This is a genomic window from Bradyrhizobium sp. 22 (assembly GCF_000482425.1).
GTDB lineage: Bacteria > Pseudomonadota > Alphaproteobacteria > Rhizobiales > Xanthobacteraceae > Bradyrhizobium > Bradyrhizobium japonicum_B.
Genome location: NZ_KI519401.1, coordinates 354,629 through 373,914 on the forward strand (window position 1 = coordinate 354,629; position 19,286 = coordinate 373,914).

At 60.2% G+C, this 19,286-nt stretch carries 20 protein-coding genes and 1 pseudogene; 15 read left to right on the top strand and 6 right to left on the bottom strand.

What is annotated here, in order from left to right:
- Window positions 1-29 precede the first annotated feature (29 nt).
- On the bottom strand, window positions 30-260 hold the full coding sequence (locus tag K410_RS0136050; RefSeq protein ID WP_024342338.1) for a hypothetical protein: 231 nt from the start codon (window positions 258-260) through the stop codon (window positions 30-32).
- Between the two features lie 276 nt (window positions 261-536).
- Here K410_RS0136050 and groES point away from each other — a divergent pair, with 276 nt between their 5' ends.
- The 6 genes from groES (at window position 537) to K410_RS0136085 (ending at window position 5,738) form a co-directional block, all read left to right on the top strand.
- Entirely contained in the window at window positions 537-851 is a 315-nt protein-coding gene (groES, locus tag K410_RS0136055) for a co-chaperone GroES (protein WP_028139166.1), read from the top strand.
- A gap of 36 nt (window positions 852-887) precedes the next feature.
- The gene (gene groL, locus K410_RS0136060; RefSeq protein WP_028139167.1) at window positions 888-2,510 is read left to right on the top strand and encodes a chaperonin GroEL; all 1,623 of its coding nucleotides are present in this window, start codon (window positions 888-890) and stop codon (window positions 2,508-2,510) included.
- Between the two features lie 188 nt (window positions 2,511-2,698).
- On the top strand, window positions 2,699-3,028 hold the full coding sequence (locus tag K410_RS37905; protein WP_024342335.1) for a hypothetical protein: 330 nt from the start codon (window positions 2,699-2,701) through the stop codon (window positions 3,026-3,028).
- Between the two features lie 519 nt (window positions 3,029-3,547).
- The gene (locus K410_RS0136075; protein WP_024342333.1) at window positions 3,548-4,006 is read left to right on the top strand and encodes an Hsp20 family protein; all 459 of its coding nucleotides are present in this window, start codon (window positions 3,548-3,550) and stop codon (window positions 4,004-4,006) included.
- A 174-nt stretch (window positions 4,007-4,180) separates the two neighbouring features.
- Window positions 4,181-4,513 (top strand): hypothetical protein, encoded by a 333-nt coding sequence (locus K410_RS0136080; RefSeq protein WP_024342332.1) that lies wholly within the window; start codon window positions 4,181-4,183, stop codon window positions 4,511-4,513.
- Between the two features lie 133 nt (window positions 4,514-4,646).
- Window positions 4,647-5,738, top strand: coding sequence for a trypsin-like peptidase domain-containing protein (locus tag K410_RS0136085; protein ID WP_024342331.1), 1,092 nt, complete (start codon window positions 4,647-4,649; stop codon window positions 5,736-5,738).
- A gap of 135 nt (window positions 5,739-5,873) precedes the next feature.
- Here the strand turns inward: K410_RS0136085 and greA are convergent, their stop codons facing one another.
- Window positions 5,874-6,353 carry a transcription elongation factor GreA gene (greA, locus tag K410_RS0136090; RefSeq protein ID WP_024342330.1) on the bottom strand — a complete coding sequence of 160 codons (480 nt, stop codon included), beginning with the start codon at window positions 6,351-6,353 and terminating at the stop codon, window positions 5,874-5,876.
- 244 nt (window positions 6,354-6,597) lie between these two features.
- Here greA and K410_RS37910 point away from each other — a divergent pair, with 244 nt between their 5' ends.
- Window positions 6,598-6,780 (top strand): hypothetical protein, encoded by a 183-nt coding sequence (locus K410_RS37910; RefSeq protein ID WP_035698935.1) that lies wholly within the window; start codon window positions 6,598-6,600, stop codon window positions 6,778-6,780.
- A gap of 268 nt (window positions 6,781-7,048) precedes the next feature.
- Here K410_RS37910 and K410_RS0136105 read toward each other — a convergent pair whose 3' ends face one another.
- A complete protein-coding gene (locus tag K410_RS0136105) occupies window positions 7,049-7,693 on the bottom strand; it encodes a MarC family protein (protein ID WP_024342328.1) in 645 nt (214 codons plus the stop codon).
- Between the two features lie 298 nt (window positions 7,694-7,991).
- On the opposite strand from K410_RS0136105, the gene K410_RS0136110 reads away from it, so the two are divergent.
- Both K410_RS0136110 and K410_RS0136115 read left to right on the top strand, forming a co-directional pair.
- Window positions 7,992-9,503 (top strand): ATPase domain-containing protein, encoded by a 1,512-nt coding sequence (locus K410_RS0136110; RefSeq protein WP_024342327.1) that lies wholly within the window; start codon window positions 7,992-7,994, stop codon window positions 9,501-9,503.
- On the top strand, window positions 9,493-11,181 hold the full coding sequence (locus tag K410_RS0136115; RefSeq protein ID WP_029674520.1) for an ATP-binding protein: 1,689 nt from the start codon (window positions 9,493-9,495) through the stop codon (window positions 11,179-11,181). Before K410_RS0136110 ends, K410_RS0136115 begins: the two co-directional genes overlap by 11 nt.
- Window positions 11,182-11,219: 38 nt before the next feature.
- On the opposite strand, the gene K410_RS0136120 is transcribed toward K410_RS0136115, so the two are convergent.
- The 3 genes from K410_RS0136120 to K410_RS0136130 all read right to left on the bottom strand — a co-directional run bounded on the left by K410_RS0136120 (window position 11,220) and on the right by K410_RS0136130 (window position 12,525).
- Window positions 11,220-11,414, bottom strand: a complete 195-nt coding sequence (locus tag K410_RS0136120; protein WP_024342325.1) for a hypothetical protein — start codon at window positions 11,412-11,414, stop codon at window positions 11,220-11,222.
- A gap of 77 nt (window positions 11,415-11,491) precedes the next feature.
- Window positions 11,492-11,989, bottom strand: coding sequence for an Hsp20/alpha crystallin family protein (locus tag K410_RS0136125; RefSeq protein ID WP_024342324.1), 498 nt, complete (start codon window positions 11,987-11,989; stop codon window positions 11,492-11,494).
- Between the two features lie 80 nt (window positions 11,990-12,069).
- The gene (locus K410_RS0136130) at window positions 12,070-12,525 is read right to left on the bottom strand and encodes an Hsp20 family protein (RefSeq protein WP_024342323.1); all 456 of its coding nucleotides are present in this window, start codon (window positions 12,523-12,525) and stop codon (window positions 12,070-12,072) included.
- A gap of 618 nt (window positions 12,526-13,143) precedes the next feature.
- Here K410_RS0136130 and K410_RS37915 point away from each other — a divergent pair.
- The 6 genes and pseudogenes from K410_RS37915 to K410_RS37920 form a co-directional block, all read left to right on the top strand.
- A complete protein-coding gene (locus K410_RS37915; RefSeq protein WP_024342322.1) occupies window positions 13,144-14,268 on the top strand; it encodes a glycosyltransferase family 4 protein in 1,125 nt (374 codons plus the stop codon).
- A 24-nt stretch (window positions 14,269-14,292) separates the two neighbouring features.
- Window positions 14,293-14,751 (top strand): RNA polymerase sigma factor, encoded by a 459-nt coding sequence (locus K410_RS0136140; protein ID WP_024342321.1) that lies wholly within the window; start codon window positions 14,293-14,295, stop codon window positions 14,749-14,751.
- Window positions 14,752-14,829: 78 nt separating this feature from the next.
- A complete protein-coding gene (locus K410_RS41660) occupies window positions 14,830-15,003 on the top strand; it encodes a sigma factor-like helix-turn-helix DNA-binding protein (RefSeq protein ID WP_433994225.1) in 174 nt (57 codons plus the stop codon).
- A complete protein-coding gene (locus tag K410_RS0136145; RefSeq protein WP_024342320.1) occupies window positions 14,978-16,201 on the top strand; it encodes a baeRF10 domain-containing protein in 1,224 nt (407 codons plus the stop codon). Before K410_RS41660 ends, K410_RS0136145 begins: the two co-directional genes overlap by 26 nt.
- Before the next feature lie 2,126 nt (window positions 16,202-18,327).
- Window positions 18,328-18,504 (top strand): hypothetical protein, encoded by a 177-nt coding sequence (locus K410_RS40775; protein ID WP_024342318.1) that lies wholly within the window; start codon window positions 18,328-18,330, stop codon window positions 18,502-18,504.
- Between the two features lie 204 nt (window positions 18,505-18,708).
- Window positions 18,709-19,191: pseudogene (locus K410_RS37920) on the top strand (DUF3991 domain-containing protein); the annotation flags it as partial.
- Window positions 19,192-19,286 lie beyond the last annotated feature (95 nt).

Genomic DNA, 19,286 nt, shown 5'->3' on the forward strand with positions numbered 1-19,286 from the left:
CAACCGCTGACCGGCTGCCGATCGATAGATCAGCAGCCGGTGCAGATGTCAGGCACAATGGCTTCCGCTGAGAATTCACGGTCCTTGCGGGCATCGGCCCTTGTTCTTGCGAGCTTGCCAGGCGGCTGTGAGCTTTGATTGCTCACGATTTGCTTAACGGCGGCGCCCGAGCCTCGCAACGCTCGCAGCGATTCCGCTTCCTTCGCCTGCAGCGAAACCATCATGCCGAGTAAAGCAGCGAATACCATCAAGGTCCGCATCTCTGATCACCCTCCTTTCGACGATGCTCCATGTGCTGCGTTGCTCCGCGGCCGAGCAACATCTCGGTTTGATGATCTAAGTTTTCAACTGCGCGGCGAGCGATTCCGAGGCCGATGAAGCTTCGAGCCGCGGGCGCTATCGATGAGCAGATTTGGGGCAGAAAATTTGCTCACTTCCACTTGAAAGTAGAACCCTCGCTCCTAGGTGGATTTTCGCCGGGGGCCGCTATGGACCCGGTTCTGTGGACATCGCTGACCTAGCCAAGGAGGATGTGCATGCATTTCCGTCCCTTGCACGATCGCGTGCTCGTGCGACGTCTCGACGCCGAAGAGAAGACCGCCGGCGGCATCATCATTCCAGACACCGCGAAGGAGAAGCCGCAACAGGGCGAGATTGTCGCCACCGGGCCCGGCGCACGCAACGAACAGGGCCAGCTCGTTCAACTCGACGTCAAGCCAGGCGACCGTGTCCTGTTCGGAAAGTGGTCTGGCACCGAAGTCAAGATCAACGGCGAGGAATTCCTGATCATGAAGGAAAGCGACCTTCTGGGTGTCATCGAGAAAACAGACACGGTCAAGAAGGCAGCGTAGCGCGCTGACAGTCATAGCGGAAAGGAGACTCAAGAAATGGCTGCCAAGGACGTGAAATTTGCAACTGAGGCCCGAGAGCGCATGCTGCGGGGCGTCGATACACTGGCAAACGCGGTGAAGGTCACACTCGGTCCGAAAGGACGCAACGTCGTCATCGAAAAATCGTTTGGTGCGCCGCGCATCACCAAAGATGGCGTGACCGTCGCCAAAGAGATCGAACTGGAAGACAAGTTCGAGAACATGGGCGCACAGATGGTGCGCGAAGTCGCGTCGAAGACGAATGATCTTGCGGGCGACGGCACCACCACGGCTACCGTGCTCGCTCAGGCCATCTTCAAAGAAGGCACAAAATCAGTCGCCGCCGGCATGAATCCCATGGACCTGAAGCGTGGCATCGATCTGGCTGTCGACGCTGTCGTGTCCGATCTGAAATCACACGCCAAGAAAATCACCTCCAACGATGAGATCGCCCAGGTGGGCACAATCTCCGCCAACGGCGACACCGAAATCGGCCGCTTCCTCGCCGACGCCATGAACAAGGTCGGCAGTGAGGGCGTGATAACCGTCGAGGAGGCCAAGAGCCTGCATACGGAGCTCGAAGTGGTCGAGGGTATGCAGTTCGACCGCGGCTACATCTCGCCATATTTCGTCACGAATCCCGAGAAGATGCGCGTCGAACTCGAGGATCCCTACGTCTTGATTCACGAGAAGAAGCTGTCCGGCTTGCAGACTATGCTGCCGCTTCTGGAGCAGGTCGTTCAGTCCGGTCAGCCGCTCCTGATCATCGCGGAGGATATCGAAGGCGAAGCGCTTGCGACATTAGTCGTCAACAGGCTACGAGGCGGACTGAAGGTCGCGGCCGTCAAGGCGCCGGGCTTCGGCGACCGTCGCAAGGCCATGCTGGAGGACATCGCGATCCTGACCGGCGGCAATGTTATCAGCGAGGACCTCGGCATCAAGCTGGAAAAGGTCACAGTGAAGATGCTTGGCCGGGCCAAGAAAGTGGTCATCGACAAGGACAACACCACCATTGTCGGCGGCGCGGGCGCCAAGAAAGATATCGAGGCGCGCGCCCAGCAAATCAGGCTTCAGATCGAGGAAACCACCTCCGACTATGATCGCGAAAAACTGCAGGAGCGGCTGGCGAAACTTGCCGGAGGCGTTGCGGTGATCCGCGTGGGCGGTGCGACGGAGGTTGAAGTCAAGGAGCGCAAGGAGCGGGTCGACGACGCGATGCACGCGACTCGCGCGGCGGTGGAGGAAGGCATTCTTCCCGGCGGCGGCGTTGCCCTTCTGCGTTCGCTCAAAGCGCTCGAGGCCATCAAGACCGCGAACGCGGACCAGAAGGCCGGTATCGAGATCGTTCGCCGCGCCATCCAGGTGCCGACTCGGCAGATCGTGCAGAACGCCGGCGAGGATGGCTCACTGATTGTCGGCAAGCTTCTGGAGCACCAGAACTATAACTGGGGCTTCAACGCGGCGACCGGCGAGTACGAGGACCTGGTGAAAGCCGGTGTGATCGATCCCGCCAAGGTCGTCCGCACCGCCTTGCAGGACGCCGCGTCCGTGGCTTCGCTGCTGATCACCACCGAGGCGCTCGTGGCCGAGAAGCCGAAGAAGGCAGAACCTGCTCCGGCAGCTCCCGCCATGGACTTCTAAACGTTAGAGTCCGGCCGAGGACGGCCGGGCTCTGCCGATACGAGGAGAGAATCAAAGAGGAGTCTCGCATGAACAGGTCTGATCATCGTCGGCTCAGGATGAAACAGGACGCGACCCATTGGTTCATGTTTTCCCTGAGCTTTCTCACTCTCGCCTGGGTCTGTTGTCGAACGATTGGAGGAGTATAGATGAGCCATCATCATACGTTCTCCGCCCGAACGGAGACCAAACACAACCTGCTGCGACACCTGCCGGCGCTCGCGATTGGCAGCGCAATTTCCATGACCGCCTTTGGTGCCTACGGCATGGACAGCCCGCGCGGAGCCGAGACGACGCAGAGTGCTTTCACCGGCCTGCCACTGCCGCCGATCCCTTATCTTGATACAATGCCGTGGATGAAATGGCAGCCTGAGGCAGCAAAGATGAAGATCGACATTTTGCTGCCGCCGGCCACTGCGCCGATGGGAATCTGGCCGCAGCCGACACCCCGTCCGGCCGGAGTGGCGGCAACAAGCTGAACGTCAGGGAGCGACCCTCCGGCCGCTCCCGCTGCAATGCATCAAGAGCGAGCGACGATCATGTCCGGACTAAATTCGGCGAGGCATTCCGCCCGCGGAGGGTCCGACGCAGCCTCAAGCACAGCTATCGCGCCTGGCGTCCGCGACTTTCTCATCCGGGGCAGCCAGAAGGTGATCGGTCACTACGAGCGCCTTCTTAAGACCGCGACGAGTGAGGAAGAGCGCCAGCTTTATCAATCCCGAATTGAGCGAGAGCGGCGAGCGATAGACGATCTACGCCAGGGCGCGCTCCTGGATCGCTTCGCCGCGTAGTGGCTAAGCAGCTTCTGTCAGAAAAAGTACGTATCGCCTCTTGAACTCACGCGTGTCGGTTCTAGTTCGATTCTCGACCGCGACTGCGGTGTGTCGAGCGCCAGGCCGGGCTCGGCACGAGGCGCTGGACTGGGCGTCTTCGACTCCAGCCGAAACTCCCGTCCTGCCTTAGCTTCGTATCCATATTGCTCTTTGGAGGACTTGGCTATGAGGACACCTGATTTTACGCCACTTTGGCGCAACACCGTCGGCTTCGACCATCTGGCTGACCTTGTCGACGGCATGTCGCGCCAGCCGACCGAGGACAACTATCCTCCGTACAATATCGAGCGGTCCGGTGAAGATCACTATCGAATCACGCTGGCCGTGGCCGGCTTTGGCGTCGACGACGTCTCCGTGACGGCCGAGCAGAATGCTCTCACGATCGAAGGCAAGAAGTCCGATGGTGCTGCACGCGAGTATCTGTACCAGGGTATCCCGGCGCGACCGTTCCGGAGGGTCTTCAGCCTCGCCGACTACGTGCAGGTGAAGCAGGCGATCTTCCAGGATGGCCTCTTGATCGTGGATCTCGTTCGAGAGATTCCGGAAGCCATGAGACCACGCAAGATCCAGATCGGAAGCGGAGAGGCCTCTTCTTCTCAAATTGAACAGAAGAAGGCAGCGTAGAATGGCCCGACACGGATGCTGAGTTGTGACCTTGAGCTAAGTCACACTTTCTCGGAGTGATCTCGCGGCAGACGTGATTGCGCACGAATACGAAACGCGGGTGGCGACGCATGCCGCGCCGCCGCTCATAACGCAAGCACCATCCCTTTAGAAAGGAGTGATAGGGAGGCACTCATGACGAACGTCAACATTGGCGGTGGCATGCATCCATTCTTCCACCCCGCCGCTCACTACAGTTCGCCGGTGGAAGTCCTGAATGACAAGGATCTCTCGATCCCTGAGAAGCGAATCATCCTGTCTTCATGGGCGTCCGACATGTACGCGGTCGAGTCCTGCCCCGATTTGCGGGAGATACCCGGCACCGGCAATTCGGTACGGTTGAGCGACATACTAGCAGCGTTGCGCCAGCTCGATGGCGGCGGCGATGACGATCCGCCCCGTGGCGGCGGCGTTCCCATGCGGTTGCGGCGGCCTTGGGCCGCCGCCGCGCGGTGGAGGTCACTGTGATAGTAACGGAAGCCGTTTTGGGCATCGTTCTGCTGGGCCACGCCGCAGCGGCTTGGGCAATTCCGATTATCGCATTGCAACGAGCGATTCTGCCTCCACTTGGTCCTTTCACGAGCATGCAACGGTGATCGAAATGTCAACTGGGCGAGTGATATTGGCGAGGCTTCTTATTTTGGCCTTATCCGCATCTCCGGCTGCGGCCCAGGTACCGGACCTGAAGACGGGCAGCTCTATTCCAACGTTGGCCCCAGTGGTTCGGCAGGTGACGCCGGCCGTGGTCAACATTTCCGTGCACGGTCGTGTGCGCGAGGACAATCCGCTTTATCGCGATCCTTTCTTCCGCGAATTTTTCGACATTCCCAAGCAGGTCGAGAAGGAGGTCAATTCGACGGGTTCGGGAGTCATCGTCGATGCGAACCGCGGCTATGTGTTGACCAACAATCATGTTGTACAGGGCGCGTCTTTGGTTCAGATTACGACCAAGGACGGCCTCCAGCTTCCTGCCAAAGTAGTCGGACGCGATCCTCCTACCGACGTCGCTGTACTGCAGATCCAGAACCCTGTCGGCCTTCAAGGGCTTCCCTTCGGCGACAGTGACGCGCTTGAAGTGGGAGATTTCGTGCTTGCCATTGGCAATCCCTTTGGTCTCGGCCAGACGGTCACCTCCGGCCTCGTGAGTGCGCTGGGTCGCACAGGCTTGAGTAAAGAAGGTTACGAGGACTTCATCCAGACCGATGCTGCGATCAATCCGGGCAATTCCGGCGGCGCATTGGTCAATCTTCGTGGCGAGTTGGTCGGCATCAACTCGGCTATCATTTCACCTGGTGGCGGCAACGTCGGAATTGGCTTCGCCATTCCCGCAAACATGGCGCGGCTGGTCATGGACCAGATTGTAGACAAGGGACGCGTCGAGCGCGGACGCATCGGCGTCTCACTGCGCGACCTCCAACCATCGACCAATAAAGGTCGCCATGAAGGTGCGGTCATCGCGGAGGTGTCGCCGGATTCTCCCGCTGAGAAGGCCGGCTTGCGGAAAGGTGACATCGTCATTATGGCGGACGGTCGTCCGATCCGCACGGCCTCGCAACTTCGTAATAGGATCGGTCTTGCGCGTGTCGGCCAGGACGTGAAGCTTACGCTAGTGCGCGGCGAATCCACGAATTCGGTGATCGTCAGAGTCGCCCCGGCAGCGGAAACGAGTAGCGCGTCTACTCGCTTGCGCTAGGTGCAGGACCGCAAGGCTCACGGCAGTACAAAGCAGCTGAGCGAGATGCGCTCAGGCGGAGCAGCGCGTTTTAATCCCCAACCCCGCGAGAGCTTCCTCCCCAACCAGCGACCAAACGAGAAGGTTCTGTGGCCCCTATGGCAGCCACGTGACGTCCTCAATCCTGTAACTCTTATCTCCTCCGGGCGTCTCTACAGCCACGAGCGCGCCCTTCGACTTGCCAATCAATGCCCGCGCGATCGGTGAACTCACCGAAATCTTGCCTCTGGCAGGATCGGCTTCCGGCTCGCCAACAATCTGGCAAGTTCGTTTCTCGCCCGTATCCTGATCCCTGAGCGTGACCGTCGCGCCGAACTTGATGTTTTCGCCGGAGAGCTTGGATACATCGATGATTTCTGCACGCGCAAGCCTGGCCTCCAGCTCGACTATGCGAGCCTCGTTAAGGCCTTGCTCGGTCAGCGCCGCCTGGTATTCAGAGTTCTCGATGAGATTGGGATCGTCGGTGATCGCTTGCTGAATGCGCTCGGCAAGTTGCGGCCGCTTGGTCCTGATGCGGTCGTTTAGTTCGGCCTGAAGAGCGGCGTAGCCCGCCGCAGTCATAGGTAGGCTTGGCATGGAATTAGCTGGCTTCTTCGGACGGCACTGAGCCGAGGCCGGTCCCGGGTTGGGAAACTGCCCTGAACCATCGTTGTTCCAGAGCACCACACCTTCGGAGCCGATGTACCGAGGCCGCACCCGAGGAACTGGTCGTCCGATCGAGAGTTTAGCGGGTATTCAGAGTGGATGACGGCGCGCTCGCCAGTCGAGCGCTCAGCGTCTACTTGGTTGTATCGCGACAACGAAGAATAGGTGCCGAGCAATGTACCAGCATCCCGAACTCACGCCGCCGATGACGAGTATTGCAATGCTTCTGACGCAAAAGCAGCACCTGATCAGCCGCCTAGAGGAGGATCCTGGCCCAAGGGAGCGCGAGCAGATCGAGCGTATTCTTGAAAAGATTGATGCCGAGCTGGACGCAGTTGATAGCCCTGATCGGCTGTGAGCACTGTGGCATGACGTCCATGTCGACGCGTTCCTATTCTGACCTGGGCAGTGCCGCTCAAGAGGACGCGGCATACCTCGAATCGTTGATCCGGCAGGATTTCGAGCGATGTCATCCCGGAGAGACTCTTGACGATCTCAAACGCCGGGCAGCCTTTTCGAAAGAGGCCAGAGGATTGCTTCGAGACTGGATGGCGGTCGCGGCAAAGCGCGCCGCGGATGAGCGGTCCAGGAGAACTCAGTTCAACTCGGCGGCCTAGCTTACTAGCTTAGATGGTTCGGTTCACCAGGCCGGGCAACTCGCTTTTTATTACGGTCATGATAAAATTCACGGCGATCGCCGCAATGATGAGCGCCATCACGCGTGTCATAACGTTGATGCCGGTTCGTCCCAGGAAGCGCTCAATCGCAGCAGCCATCCACAATGTCAGGCCGATCAGTACTGTGGCGAGGACGGCCGCCGATGCCAAGAATGCCTTTCCAAGCCATCCGGGATTGTCGTTCGACAGAGTGATCATGATGCTCAGTTCGGCCGGTCCCACAAGCAAAGGAAACGCAAAAGGCGTGATGGCAAGACCATGTATGTCGACCTCGCTAAATTTCGTTTCGTCAGCGCGAGGAATGAACTTTCCATATTGAGCTTGAAACATTTCGAACGCGATCACCAAGACGAGCAGCCCGCCCGCAATACGGAAATCATTGAGGCCCACATTAAAAAACGCCAGGATTTCCTTGCCGAACATTGCAGAGCCAACAAAGAAGATGGCTACCGTTGTACAGGCCAAAACGATTATCCGATGAGTCTTCAGCGAACCGGCTCGCCCCGTCATCGCCAAAAAGACCGGGATGGCGCCGACCGGGTTCGTCAGCGCGTAGAGGAGGATCGTGGTGCCGACAAACTGATTCCAAGCCACAGTCTTCAGGTTTTCCTTTGTTCTGCCCCGCCGAGCGGCTGTTCTGCTCAACCGTCTTTGCGGGGAGCCGGGTAATGCCAACTTCCGATCCGGGTTCTAGCCCGCTGCAGCTCCAGCCGCTTGACAGAACACCGGAAATTCGTACGAAATTAGACATTAGGAAGATGTTTGCAGCCACGGTGCCTGCTCAAGGGCCTTGGCCCTGTCTTCGCGAAATCAAGATTATCACACCCGAACCATGGCGGTCAGGCGGAGCAAAGTCTGCTTGCCGTCATGCGCGTGGCCAATCGGAAGACAAATGAACATTCCTGAACGCAGCATCAAAACCCAAGCGATCTCCACCGGTATCGGCGGCTTTGACGGCATCCTCGATGGCGGATACGCGTCGCACCGCGTGCATTTGATCGAGGGCCAGCCGGGAACCGGAAAGACAACGCTCGCGCTGCAGTTTCTCCTCGACGGCGCATCCAAGGGCGAGCGCTGCCTCTACATCACCCTGTCCGAGAGCAAGGACGAGCTACGGCAAGTGGCCGAAACCCACGGCTGGAATCTTGATGGGATCGAGATCTTCGAACTCGTCCCGGCTGAACTCAGCCTCGACCCCAAGCAGCAGCAGACGGTCGTTTACGCGTCCGACCTCGAGCTCGGGGAAACCACGAAGATGACCTTCGACGAGGTCAAGCGGGTCGCGCCGGCGCGAGTGGTTTTTGACAGCCTCTCCGAAATCCGGCTCCTGGCGCAGAACCCGCTGCGCTACCGTCGGCAGGTCATCGCCCTGAAGCATTTCTTTGCCCAGGAGGGCTGCACCGCGCTGCTTCTGGACGACTTGACCGACGAGGCCGACGATCTCAATCTGCACAGCCTCGCCCACGGCGTCATCCGGCTCGAACATAATGCGCTGCAATACGGCGCCGAACGCCGCAGGCTGCGCATTTTCAAGATGCGTGGCCGCAGCTTCCGGGGCGGCTTTCATGACTTCGTCATTCGCAAGGGCGGCCTGGTGCTGTTTCCACGACTGATCGCGTCCGAGCATGTGGATGGCGCGCCGGAGGCCGAGCCGCTTCTGAGCGGCATCGGCGAGTTGGACCAGTTGCTCGGGCGCGGCCTCGACCGCGGCACCAGCACCCTGTTCATGGGGCCGTCCGGATCCGGAAAATCGTCAATCGCGATGCAGTTCGTCACGGCGGCGCTTGGCCAACGCGAACGCGCTCTCTTCGTGACATTCGACGAGACCAAGGCGATCCTGATGAAGCGCTCGGCCGGCATGGGCTGGCATTTGGATCAGCCGATCGCATCAGGACAGCTCCTGCTCGAGCAGGTCGACCCCGCCGAACTGTCGCCGGGAGAGCTCACGGGAATGGTGCGCCGACGCGTCGAGACCGACAATGTAAGGGTTGTGGTCCTGGACAGCTTGAGCGGCTATCAGAATGCCATGCCCGCGGAGCAGTTCATGCTGCTGCTGATGCATGAAATGCTGACCTATCTAAATCACCGCGGAGTCGTGACGATCTTGACGCTTGCCCAGCACGGGCTGGTCGGTTCGATGCAATCCAGTGTCGATCTCACCTATCTTAGCGACACGGTCCTGCTGTTGCGCTTCTTTGAGGCGGCCGGAAAGATCCGTCGCGCGATCTCGGTCCTGAAGAAGCGCACCGGACGCCACGAGGACGAAATCCGAGAGTACCGGCTCGATAACCGCGGCATCCGCGTGGGTCCTCCTTTGGCGGAGTTCCAAGGGGTCTTATCGGGTTCTCCCGTCTATACAGGCCAGCACGGCGCGCTCCTTGCGACGGGGAGCAATGGACAATAATAGTGCAAGCCCGGATGGGCCGGTGCTCGTATTGGCGCCATTCGGTCGTGATGCCCGCGTCGTCTGCTCCGCACTGCGTGACGTCGGCATCCGCGCGTTGCAGCAATCGAGCCTTTCGGAGTTGGTGGGCAATCTGAATGATGCCGCCGCGGCGGTTATTGCCGAGGAAGCGCTAGTTCACGATCATCGTGGCGCATTGGCTCAATGGATCGCCAATCAGCCACCTTGGTCGGATTTTCCCTTCGTATTGCTGACGCTAAGGACGGGCCAAAATGGTGCGGCTCTCACGGAGCTGATTGAGCTGCTTGGTCACGTTACAGTCCTCGAGCGACCATTGGCCGCGACCTCTCTCAGGAGCGCAGTATTGGCAGCCGCGCGTGGCCGAGGGCGCCAGCGGCAGGCCGAAAAGTACCTCGGGGAGTTGAAGCAGATGGCTGAAACGCTGGAGCGGCGCGTGGAAGAGCGGACCGCCCAGCTCTCCGAAGCGAACAAGCGGTTGAGAGAGGAGATGGTGGAACGAGAGCGAACCGAAGTGGCGCTCCGCCAGGCACAGAAAATGGAGGCAGTGGGGCAACTCACCGGTGGCATTGCTCACGATTTCAACAATCTTCTGATGGCTATCATTGGGAATCTCGAGCTGATCGCCCGGCGGGTCGAGGACGAGCGCATTCAACGATATGTCCGCAATGCGATGCACGGCGCGCAGCGCGGCGCCAAGCTGGTCGGACAGTTGCTGACATTCTCCCGCAAACAGCGTCTCGCGCCGGAGCCCGTCGACGTCAACCAGCTGGTGGACACAGTCGCAGAGATGCTGTCCAGAACCCTTGGAGCCTCCATACGGGTCGACGTCGTCACGCAAAAGGATCTTTGGCCTGCACTGGTTGATGCGACTCAACTTGAGCTGATGTTGCTCAATCTTGCGATTAATGCGCGAGACGCAATGCCGGAGGGTGGCCTTCTTACGATCGAGACAAGCGTCCTCCATGCTGTCCCGGAAGATCTGCGAGCCGACCTCAAGCCAGGTGAATATGTCTCGATTGCAGTCAAGGACACTGGCACTGGAATGCCTCCGAATGTTTTGGCACGAGCCTTCGATCCGTTCTTCACCACCAAGGAACCTGGAAAGGGAACTGGACTTGGATTGTCCCAGGTCTACGGGTTTGCCCGCCAGTCCGGCGGGACTGCCAAAATCGAAAGCGAGCTTGGTCGAGGAACGGTGGTGCGAATCCTCTTGCCACGATCAACCGACGTTGTGGTCGGAGGCGACGACCGCCGACTAGATACCCCACCCCGGGGGGAAAGAGAGCACATCCTTGTCGTGGACGACAATGCCGGCGTGCTCGAAACGACCCGGAGCATGCTTGACGATCTTGGTTACCAGGCTATCGCGGCTGGCAATTTGGACGCCGCGTTGGCGACCCTCTCAGATCAAGCCATCGATTTGGCCATCGTCGATCTCGCAATGCCTGGCGTCTCGGGACTGGACGTGGGACTCGAGCTTCAACGAAGGCAGCCCAGCCTTCCAGTGGTGTACTGCAGCGGGTACCCAGATCTCATCGAAGAGACCGGTAAGCGCATCAACGGCAGCATGCTACTAAGCAAGCCGTTCTCCTCGCGGGAGCTCTCCGCCAAACTGGAAGGGATGCTGCGCGCAAAGACCAGCCAACACTCCGCTTGAGACGGCCGTAGCGATCCAAAATCTCGTTCCATTCGGCTTCAGTCGATACCGGTCCGCACGATTGCGCGTGCCAACTCCAGCTCGCTGATCGCCTGCCGCAATGACCTGCGGGCCGCGCTCTTGTCGCCGTTCGCGCAAGCCACTTTAAGTTTCTTAATGTGCTGGACCGCGGTCTCAGCGTGCGCGACGACATCCGCAGCGCCTGCAAAACTGCCTTTCCGCTTTGTGTCCATGGCGGGCACACATCCCCGTCATTTTTGCTGTTTCAAAAGCAAAACGGGAGCGGAGACCCGCTCCCGTCGATCTGCACTCATTTGGAATTGATCGCAATCCGCTTGACCTTCGATTCAGCTTGCGGCAGCTTTGGCATGGTGACCGTCAGCACCCCGTTCTTGAACGCGGCAGAGATCTTGTCCTGATCCACGTCGTCGACCGGAATGCGCCGTTCAAACCGGCCATAGTAGCGCTCGCTGAACTTTCGATCCTTGTCTTCCGTTTCGGTTTTCTTCTCTCCCTTGATCGCGAGAACGCCGTTGACGAGTTCGACCTGGACGTCTTTCTCCTCGAGGCCCGGCAACTCTGCCGTGACCTTGACGTCCTTGTCGCTCTCATTGACCTCGATGCTCGGCCAATTCATCGACTGCTCGAAGAAGCTGCTGCCGAATGGCGCGACATCGAAGCCGCGGAAGACATCGTCGAACAGCCTGTTCATTTCCCGATGCAGGGTAAGAACCGGATTGTAGTTTTCGGAGCGACGGGTGGTCAGATCACGACCACGGCTCCAGGGGATCAGATCAGTGATAGCCATAGCGTTTCTCCTTTCGTTGTTTCCAAAGGCTCGCGACGCGGTGGGGCCATGCCGCGAACTCCGACTGCGAGCAGGCGGCGCTAGGCCGCTTGCTTGTTCTCAACTTGCTGGTGGTCGCCACCTGCGCTGATCGCAATCTGGCGGGGTTTCATGGCTTCCGGAATCTCCCGCACCAGATCGATCTTGAGCATGCCATTCTCGAACGAGGCGCCCTTCACCTGCACGTACTCGGCGAGATTGAAGACGCGCCGGAACGGTCGTGAAGAGATGCCTTGATAGAGATACTGGTGGCCGCCCTTCTCGGCCTTGCGACCTTCAATGGTCAGCAAGTTCTGCTCGGCCGTGATGGAGACCTCGTCCGGCGTGAAGCCCGCAAGCGCCAGCGAGATTTGGTAGTGATCCTCGCCGACACGTTCGATGTCATAGGGGGGATAGTTGTCCCCGCCGGTCCATCGGCCGGAGTCCTCGAGAAGGTCGAACACACGATCGAAACCAACGGTCGATCGCCATAGGGGAGCAAGATCAAGCGTGTTCATAGCCATATCCTCCATTGAGCAACATGGTTCTGGGCGCTTCGGACACCTGCCGGGCGCCCGCTAACCGGGCCCTGCGTTAGGCGCCCGGTGATGCCGCGCGATGGCTCGCGCTTTCACCCACCAAGTTAGAAGTGACCTCAATCGTTTCAAGTCCTGCCGGCATCTTGCGAAAACGGCGATGCCGCACCCATGTTTTTCGGCGAGAGTGGCCGAGGCGAAGATTGTTTCCTATCATCCTGCTGCGCCTCCGCCGCCTCTCCAGTCGTACTTGGCCGAAGAGAGAGACCATGGCAGCAGTCCTCGACGATGTCATCGAAACGGCGCTTCTGGAATCCTTTCCGGCGAGTGATCCGCCGTGCTTTGCCGCGCTCGGCGTCAACATCGGCTCTCCCGACAGGTCCGGCACTTGGCGAGCACGACCAGGGGACCGCTCCACGGCCGCGCCGCCGGAACGACGGGCTCCTTCCGAGGTTCATGGCGCCGCCAAGCGCCGCCAAGCGCCGCCAAGCGCCGCCAAGCGCCGCCAAGCGCCGCCAAGCGTCGGCTCAGCCGTCTGGCAAAGCCGGCCGACCTGATGCTTGAAAAGAAATTTACCCGACGGGATGCACGGAGGACCGAATGAAGATCGCGCAGATTGCTCCGCTATTCGAGAGCGTGCCGCCCCGGCTTTATGGCGGGACCGAACGGGTCGTGCACTACCTGACGGAGGAGCTGGTCAGCCAAGGACACAAGGTCACTCTGTTCGCGAGCGGGGACTCCATCACATCCGCCGAACTCGTCCCCTGCACGAAGCAGGCCCTCCGGCTCGATGCGGATGTCAGAAATTCGATTCCGCACCAGATGCTGCTGCTGGACAAGGTCCGCGAGCGCGCCGAGGAGTTCGACGTGCTTCACTTCCACGTCGACTACTTGCACTTCCCACTGTTCCGAACCCAGGCCGGACGGACCTTAACGACCCTGCATGGACGCCAAGACCTGCCCGATCACATGCCGTTCTACGCCCATTTCCCCGAGATGCCCCTGGTCTCGATTTCCAACTCGCAACGCGCGCCGCTGCCGCGGGCCAATTTCGTTGCAACCGTCTACCACGGACTGCCGCTCGATCTGCACAAACCAACTCTCCAGGCGGCCGGTGGCTATCTAGCTTTCCTCGGACGAATTTCGCCGGAGAAGCGACCTGACCGCGCCATGGCGATTGCGCGAGCAGCAGGACTGCCGTTGAAAATTGCCGCGAAGGTCGACAGTGCCGACGAGGCCTACTTCCGCGACACCATTGCGCCGCTGCTCGACGGTCCAGGGGTGGAATTCATCGGCGAGATCAACGAGAGCGAAAAGACCGAATTTCTGGGCAACGCGGCAGCACTGCTGTTTCCGATCGATTGGCCGGAACCCTTTGGTCTCGTCATGATCGAGGCCATGGCATGCGGCACGCCGGTCCTGGCCTTCCGCGGAGGATCGGTCGCCGAGATCGTCGAGAACGGGATCACCGGACGCATCGTCGAAAGCGTCGAAGAGGCCGTGCAGGCCATGCCGTCTCTTCTGGCGCTGGACCGCAAGGCGGTGCGCGCCCGTTTCGAGGAGCGCTTCTCCGCCACCCGTATGGCTGCCGAATACGTCAAGCTTTACCGGAAGCAGCTGCGAAAGCGCCCTGCACCCGAGCGTCACCTGCAGAGCCTCGCGGGACATTCGATCGCACGATTGCATGCTCAGGCGGAAACTGGGTTTCAAAACGAAGCCAATTGAGGAGGCCCAATACGGGACATAACCATGACGCCCATCGATGTCTCGGACGCCAGTATATCCGGCCCTGCGTCTGGTACGTTGGAAAACAGCACGGCATGGGCGCGTTGCCTGGACGGCGATCGGGACGCCTTCCAGGTTTTGATCAGCGCTCACCTGGACGAGCTGTTCGCTGCCGCTGAGCGGGACATCCGATATCAGGTTGCCCTCGGCGATCTGCGCGACGGCGATCTGTCTGCGGAGGAACTCGTTGGCGAGACCCTGCTGCGGGCATGGCGAGACCGCCGAACCCGTCCGCAAGCCCTCGGTCTTCGTGCATGGCTGCTCGGGCTCCAGTTCCGCGTGCTGATGCGCATCGTCCGGCAGGAGCAACTGCTGCGGCGTCTCGTTTCGGTTTCGTTGGAGGCGCGTGCGCCGGAGCCGCCGATCTACGACGATGACGAAGGCTTCTACGAATGGTTTCAACCAGACGAGGTGGTGCGGTAGGAGGACATTCTGTGTGCTGAGTCCGATCTGGAGCCCGCCGCGGGAGTATTCGACCAAAATATTCCGGGTCTATCCCCCATTGCTCGCCAGGTGCTGGTAATGCGTCATGTCCACCGCCTCAGCTTTACCGAAATTGCAGTTGGTTTGCGAATTTCGCGGGAAAGCCTGTCGCAGCTCTGGCGAGAGGGGCAAGCCCGCTTGGCTGAACTGATGAGGAGGACTGCAAATGAAGGCTCTCAGCCTCGCCATTGACGCGCATCACGCTCTCACTCCCGAGTTGCGGGACCGGATCGTTCAGAACGTTCGCGCGCGGATGCAAGAGCACTCCTATCGCTTGCTCTCTCCCGAGCATTTCCGCGCTCTCGCTGCGCTCGACACGGCGGGCGCGCCAGTCGTCAGCCTCTATCTACAGCTGACCCCGGAACGGCGCGTCGGGCGCGCCTGGCAGTCGGCCCTGTCGGCCCTCAGCCACAGGATCTCTCAGACGTCTGATCAGGCCGCTCGGGCCAGCGTCAATGCCGACATCGAGGATATCCAGGGCGCGCTGGATCACCAATTGCCCGAGCTCGGTCGTGGCGCTGCATTCTTCGCTTGCCGCGAACGCGGGATCTGGCGGCAGATCACGCTGCCGATTCCGCTGCCGGACAGTATCCACATCGGCCCCCGGCCCTACCTGCGACCTCTGTTGCGCACCTGGGGCGGCAGCGACCGAATGCTACTTGCGGTCCTTTCGCGGGAGCAGAGCCGCTTTTTCGTCAGCCATCTCGGCACCATCGAAGAGATCTACCGCGTCAAGGGGCAGCGCATTCGGGGCATGCTGACGGATCGCGTCCCGCGCGACCGCCGCGATGCGCTGGCGATCCAACTCATGAAGGACGAAGCAAAGGCCTTGGCTTCGATGGCGGAGATCATAGGCCGGGAGTTCGAAACGTCTCATATTTTGCTCTGTGCGCCTCCCGACATGAGCGCGGCGTTCCGCGATCATCTGTCCAAGGATTCCCTTTCCCGCCTTGCGGCGTTCGAGGCCAGCGTACATGCGTCGTCCGCCGAAATCGGTGCTGTGGCCGCCGCGATACAAGATCAGCTCAAAGCCCGAGAGGAGCGCGAGCTTGTCGACCGGTTGCGCGAAGCGAATCCAGGGGCGGTCTCAACGGGAACGCAGGAGACGTTAGACTGTCTGAGCGAGGGACGAGTTCTCACCTTGGTCGTCGATGACAGCTACGCTTCTGCTGGCTCGCAATGCGGTCACTGCGGGAGTTTGTTCGAAGACGCACAGCTTTCCAAGTGTCCTGTTTGCGGCGAGGCCTCTCTCGAGGCGGTCGATGATCTCTTTGAGGCGGCGCTCCAGCAGGCGCTTGAGCGCAGAGCGCAGGTCCACTTCGTCCGCGATCCGACGTGCCGTTCAGCTCTTTGCGAGAAATCGCCGCTGCAAGCCTTGTTGCGATACTAAAGAGGCGGGCCGCGGGTCGCCTTCTTCCGCGACATCGGTTCTCGAAAAGCGGCCTCGGCCCCGCAGCTGCATTGGCATGCAAAATTGCAAGCGATAGGCAAGTCCGGTCCCGGATCGGTCTCGACCACTTGCGTCCGAAGGAGCGACAACCAGATATTTGGTGCGCGCTCGACCCAATCGCAGGCTGCCCCGGGCCGCCACGAAGGCGCCAAGGCGGTAAAGGCCGTGCCGTCCCCGACTGCCTGCGATCGGGCCGAAAATCGTCCGGCTGAAAGGGTTTCACACCTCGCCAAGGCTGTGACAGCGATTCTACCGGGCAAGCTCGTTGCAAATACTGGAATGTCGCGGGCCCAGAGTATCTCGGCCAAAGGATAGGACAAATCCACCGTGTACTAAGATGCCCAGAATCGCTGCATCCAGACGCCTCCGATGAGCCAGAGCTAAGGCGTTCGATATGGCATCGACAGGGCCAATTATCGCGGCTCCGCGAGCTGGCAGTTCCGCAAACATGCTGGCGATGAATTCTGCCGCCCTTCAGCGGCAGCCCGTACTTACCCGATCTTCCACCCCCCAGCCTTCAATGCACTCGACTACGGAAGCTGGACCCCGCCGATAGATCGTACTCTCAGACCGCCTTTCGGTTAGCCAACTCTAAGTGGCGCACGGCGAGCAACGATGGTTAGTTCTTTGAGGTGCGTCATCTCATGGCTAGCAACTTCGGCGAGCCTCTCTGCGACGTATCTGCGTGTGCTATGATCTCCACCATGAACCAGGCCACTGCACCTCTGCTCCAGAATGGCGTCCAGTCTCGCTCGGATATTCCCGCGAAGGCGCGAGGTCAAAAACTTGCACGGATGGCCCGTCGGCTCTGCGAGCTTTTCTATCGGGCGCGGCAGGCCAAGCTAACTGACAACATGACAATGATCTTTCAGCCAGTATGGGCGAATTGGGCGTAAGCGTGGGGAATGGGGATCGCCACCGTCCATCGCACCCTGCAGGAGCTGAGAGCAACCGAAAGCGCTGACTTCCGCGAAGGCGACCTCGTTATAAGGGATTGGGCCACTCTCGTAAAATCGGAGAGTCCCATCCTACACCTTCATGCCAGAGATCGTCTTGACCTTTCCTCGTGACAAGCAGTTTGTGGCAGCTTTTCATCCGCGCGGGTTAACTTTCCGTCCCCCAGCGGGTCCAGTGGGCGGGGACGCGGTTGCGCTCGGCTTCTGCTACCCGCAATTAGTCCTCGCCGCGTAGATCGCCGGAGGCTAGATCTTGCTCGCGACGAGGTCGCCATACGGGTCTTCGGGTCTCTTATAGCTGTTCCACAGGCGTCCTCATGAACGGTAGAAGGATCAGCTGCAGGCACTATCCCACAGCGTATTTACTGTTTGGTCTCCGGGTGAAGATCGGCCTTCCTTGCGAGCAGCTGTGCGATCAGCTCGGCTATGCCATCCAGTGTGGTTCGGTCAGTGACGCGGGACTGGATCGCCTTGTAATGCTCGATTTTCTTGTCCAGTTCGTTGCACTTCTCACACATCGTCGACCGCCGGGGGGTACCTCCAGGGCAATTAACAAATGATCAGTGCGTTCCAGAACGGAAATAGGATAATTCCAAATCCAACTTAGGCCGACGCGAAGATGGTGACCGTCAACCGTTGCGACGGGAACACGGTTGGGAGCAGCCGGGGGAGAAAGTATTCGGCTGGGCGGGTGGCCCATCGTCGCTGCCCGCGATCCAGCTGAGAGGATTACCATCAAGGTCGCTAGTCACACAAGCTGCGGTCCAAGGGGATCTATGATGTAGAACCATGGCCATCCTGAAGCACGCCGACGAGGTCGCGCCCGGCCGAGAAGCCCCGAAGCTAGCGGCGGCAAGCGGTGGGTGCCGTGGCTATCCGCGCGACCAAATATGCGCCTCTTGGCACACCCGACTTCCGGTGAAGGACCAACCTCACTCTCGAATGGGCTTCCTTGGTTCTGGTGCGGCCTTCCACGATCAACCCGCAAGGGGTTCGCTACGCAAGCGTGCGACCTCTTCGGCTTCGCCTCTCGACGTGACCGCGGCCGCCCCCGAACACGTCGGCGCCTGTCGAGCGGGGATGGTCCCCGCCGCAAGACGGGAGCCTTCAATGTCGCACAATCTCACTCTCGCCCAGAACCACGCCTTCGATCTGGCCCGCACGCTCATGGTGCCGGTCATTCTGTTCCAGGCTGACAACGAATTCGGCGTGATGGTCTCCAGCGAGTACGACGGCGATCAGGACGCCGTCGTTCACGAATACGACCCCTGGTGCCCGGCTCATTGAGCCGGGCGACCGGCTGCCGCTGGCGCCATGCCGGCTGCAAGGGAAGCTTCGCCGCGCCCGATGACGCGGCGACTAACGGTTGGTCAGCGCGCCCTTGCATTCGGCAGGCTTCGCGGCCGGTCGGGGATGCTCCGCAAGGCTGGGAGCAAGAGAGATCAACAGAAGAAAGGGGCGGACTCGCTTGCGCGAGACCGGTGCAGATAAATGGACAAGAGAGAAATCGAAGAGCTGCGCCAAAAGGTCGGCTGCGCGGCCCTGCTCGAGAAAGACGGCTGGAAGGTCGACGTCAGGGAAAGCACCCGACGCGCGATCAAGTATCGGCGTGACAGCAACATCATCATCGTTATCCACGAAGGCCGCGGCTGGTTCGATCCGTTGTCTCCGGCGAAGGGGGACGTGTTTTCGCTCGCCGAACATCTGGGCGCCGATGGTTTCGTCGAAGCATATGACTGTGTTGCGGATATGGTTGGTTTCTGTCCCAGCGCCCCAGCGTGGCAGCGGCCGGCAAGGCCGAAGGGGCCGAGATCCGTTACTGAGCGGTGGCAACATCGCTTTAAGCCGCGCCCGGGCTCGCCAGCCTGGCGCTATCTCACGGACGAGCGCGGGCTGCCGGCGGAGATCGTGAAGCAGGTGATCGCCTTCGATCGGTTGCGAGAAGGCCCCCGAGGCAGCATATGGGCCGCCCATTGTCGCGCGCCATGGAAAACTGCCCCCTCAGCGTCACAAGGGATTGCCCCCTCCTTGGATAGCTGAGGAGAGAGTGAATGAAGCGGGAACGAATC

What these genes read in the sequence shown, in the direction of transcription:
- K410_RS0136120 (WP_024342325.1), bottom strand. Translation starts at nt 11,414, where the DNA reads ATGGACACAAAGCGGAAAGGCAGTTTTGCAGGCGCTGCGGATGTCGTC.
- K410_RS0136110 (WP_024342327.1), top strand. Translation starts at nt 7,992, where the DNA reads ATGAACATTCCTGAACGCAGCATCAAAACCCAAGCGATCTCCACCGGT.
- greA (WP_024342330.1), bottom strand. Translation starts at nt 6,353, where the DNA reads ATGCCAAGCCTACCTATGACTGCGGCGGGCTACGCCGCTCTTCAGGCC.
- K410_RS0136115 (WP_029674520.1), top strand. Translation starts at nt 9,493, where the DNA reads ATGGACAATAATAGTGCAAGCCCGGATGGGCCGGTGCTCGTATTGGCG.
- K410_RS37910 (WP_035698935.1), top strand. Translation starts at nt 6,598, where the DNA reads ATGTACCAGCATCCCGAACTCACGCCGCCGATGACGAGTATTGCAATG.
- K410_RS0136075 (WP_024342333.1), top strand. Translation starts at nt 3,548, where the DNA reads ATGAGGACACCTGATTTTACGCCACTTTGGCGCAACACCGTCGGCTTC.
- K410_RS0136050 (WP_024342338.1), bottom strand. Translation starts at nt 260, where the DNA reads ATGCGGACCTTGATGGTATTCGCTGCTTTACTCGGCATGATGGTTTCG.
- K410_RS0136130 (WP_024342323.1), bottom strand. Translation starts at nt 12,525, where the DNA reads ATGAACACGCTTGATCTTGCTCCCCTATGGCGATCGACCGTTGGTTTC.
- K410_RS0136080 (WP_024342332.1), top strand. Translation starts at nt 4,181, where the DNA reads ATGACGAACGTCAACATTGGCGGTGGCATGCATCCATTCTTCCACCCC.
- K410_RS37915 (WP_024342322.1), top strand. Translation starts at nt 13,144, where the DNA reads ATGAAGATCGCGCAGATTGCTCCGCTATTCGAGAGCGTGCCGCCCCGG.
- groL (WP_028139167.1), top strand. Translation starts at nt 888, where the DNA reads ATGGCTGCCAAGGACGTGAAATTTGCAACTGAGGCCCGAGAGCGCATG.
- K410_RS0136145 (WP_024342320.1), top strand. Translation starts at nt 14,978, where the DNA reads ATGAAGGCTCTCAGCCTCGCCATTGACGCGCATCACGCTCTCACTCCC.
- K410_RS40775 (WP_024342318.1), top strand. Translation starts at nt 18,328, where the DNA reads ATGTCGCACAATCTCACTCTCGCCCAGAACCACGCCTTCGATCTGGCC.
- K410_RS37905 (WP_024342335.1), top strand. Translation starts at nt 2,699, where the DNA reads ATGAGCCATCATCATACGTTCTCCGCCCGAACGGAGACCAAACACAAC.
- groES (WP_028139166.1), top strand. Translation starts at nt 537, where the DNA reads ATGCATTTCCGTCCCTTGCACGATCGCGTGCTCGTGCGACGTCTCGAC.
- K410_RS0136125 (WP_024342324.1), bottom strand. Translation starts at nt 11,989, where the DNA reads ATGGCTATCACTGATCTGATCCCCTGGAGCCGTGGTCGTGATCTGACC.
- K410_RS0136140 (WP_024342321.1), top strand. Translation starts at nt 14,293, where the DNA reads ATGACGCCCATCGATGTCTCGGACGCCAGTATATCCGGCCCTGCGTCT.
- K410_RS0136085 (WP_024342331.1), top strand. Translation starts at nt 4,647, where the DNA reads ATGTCAACTGGGCGAGTGATATTGGCGAGGCTTCTTATTTTGGCCTTA.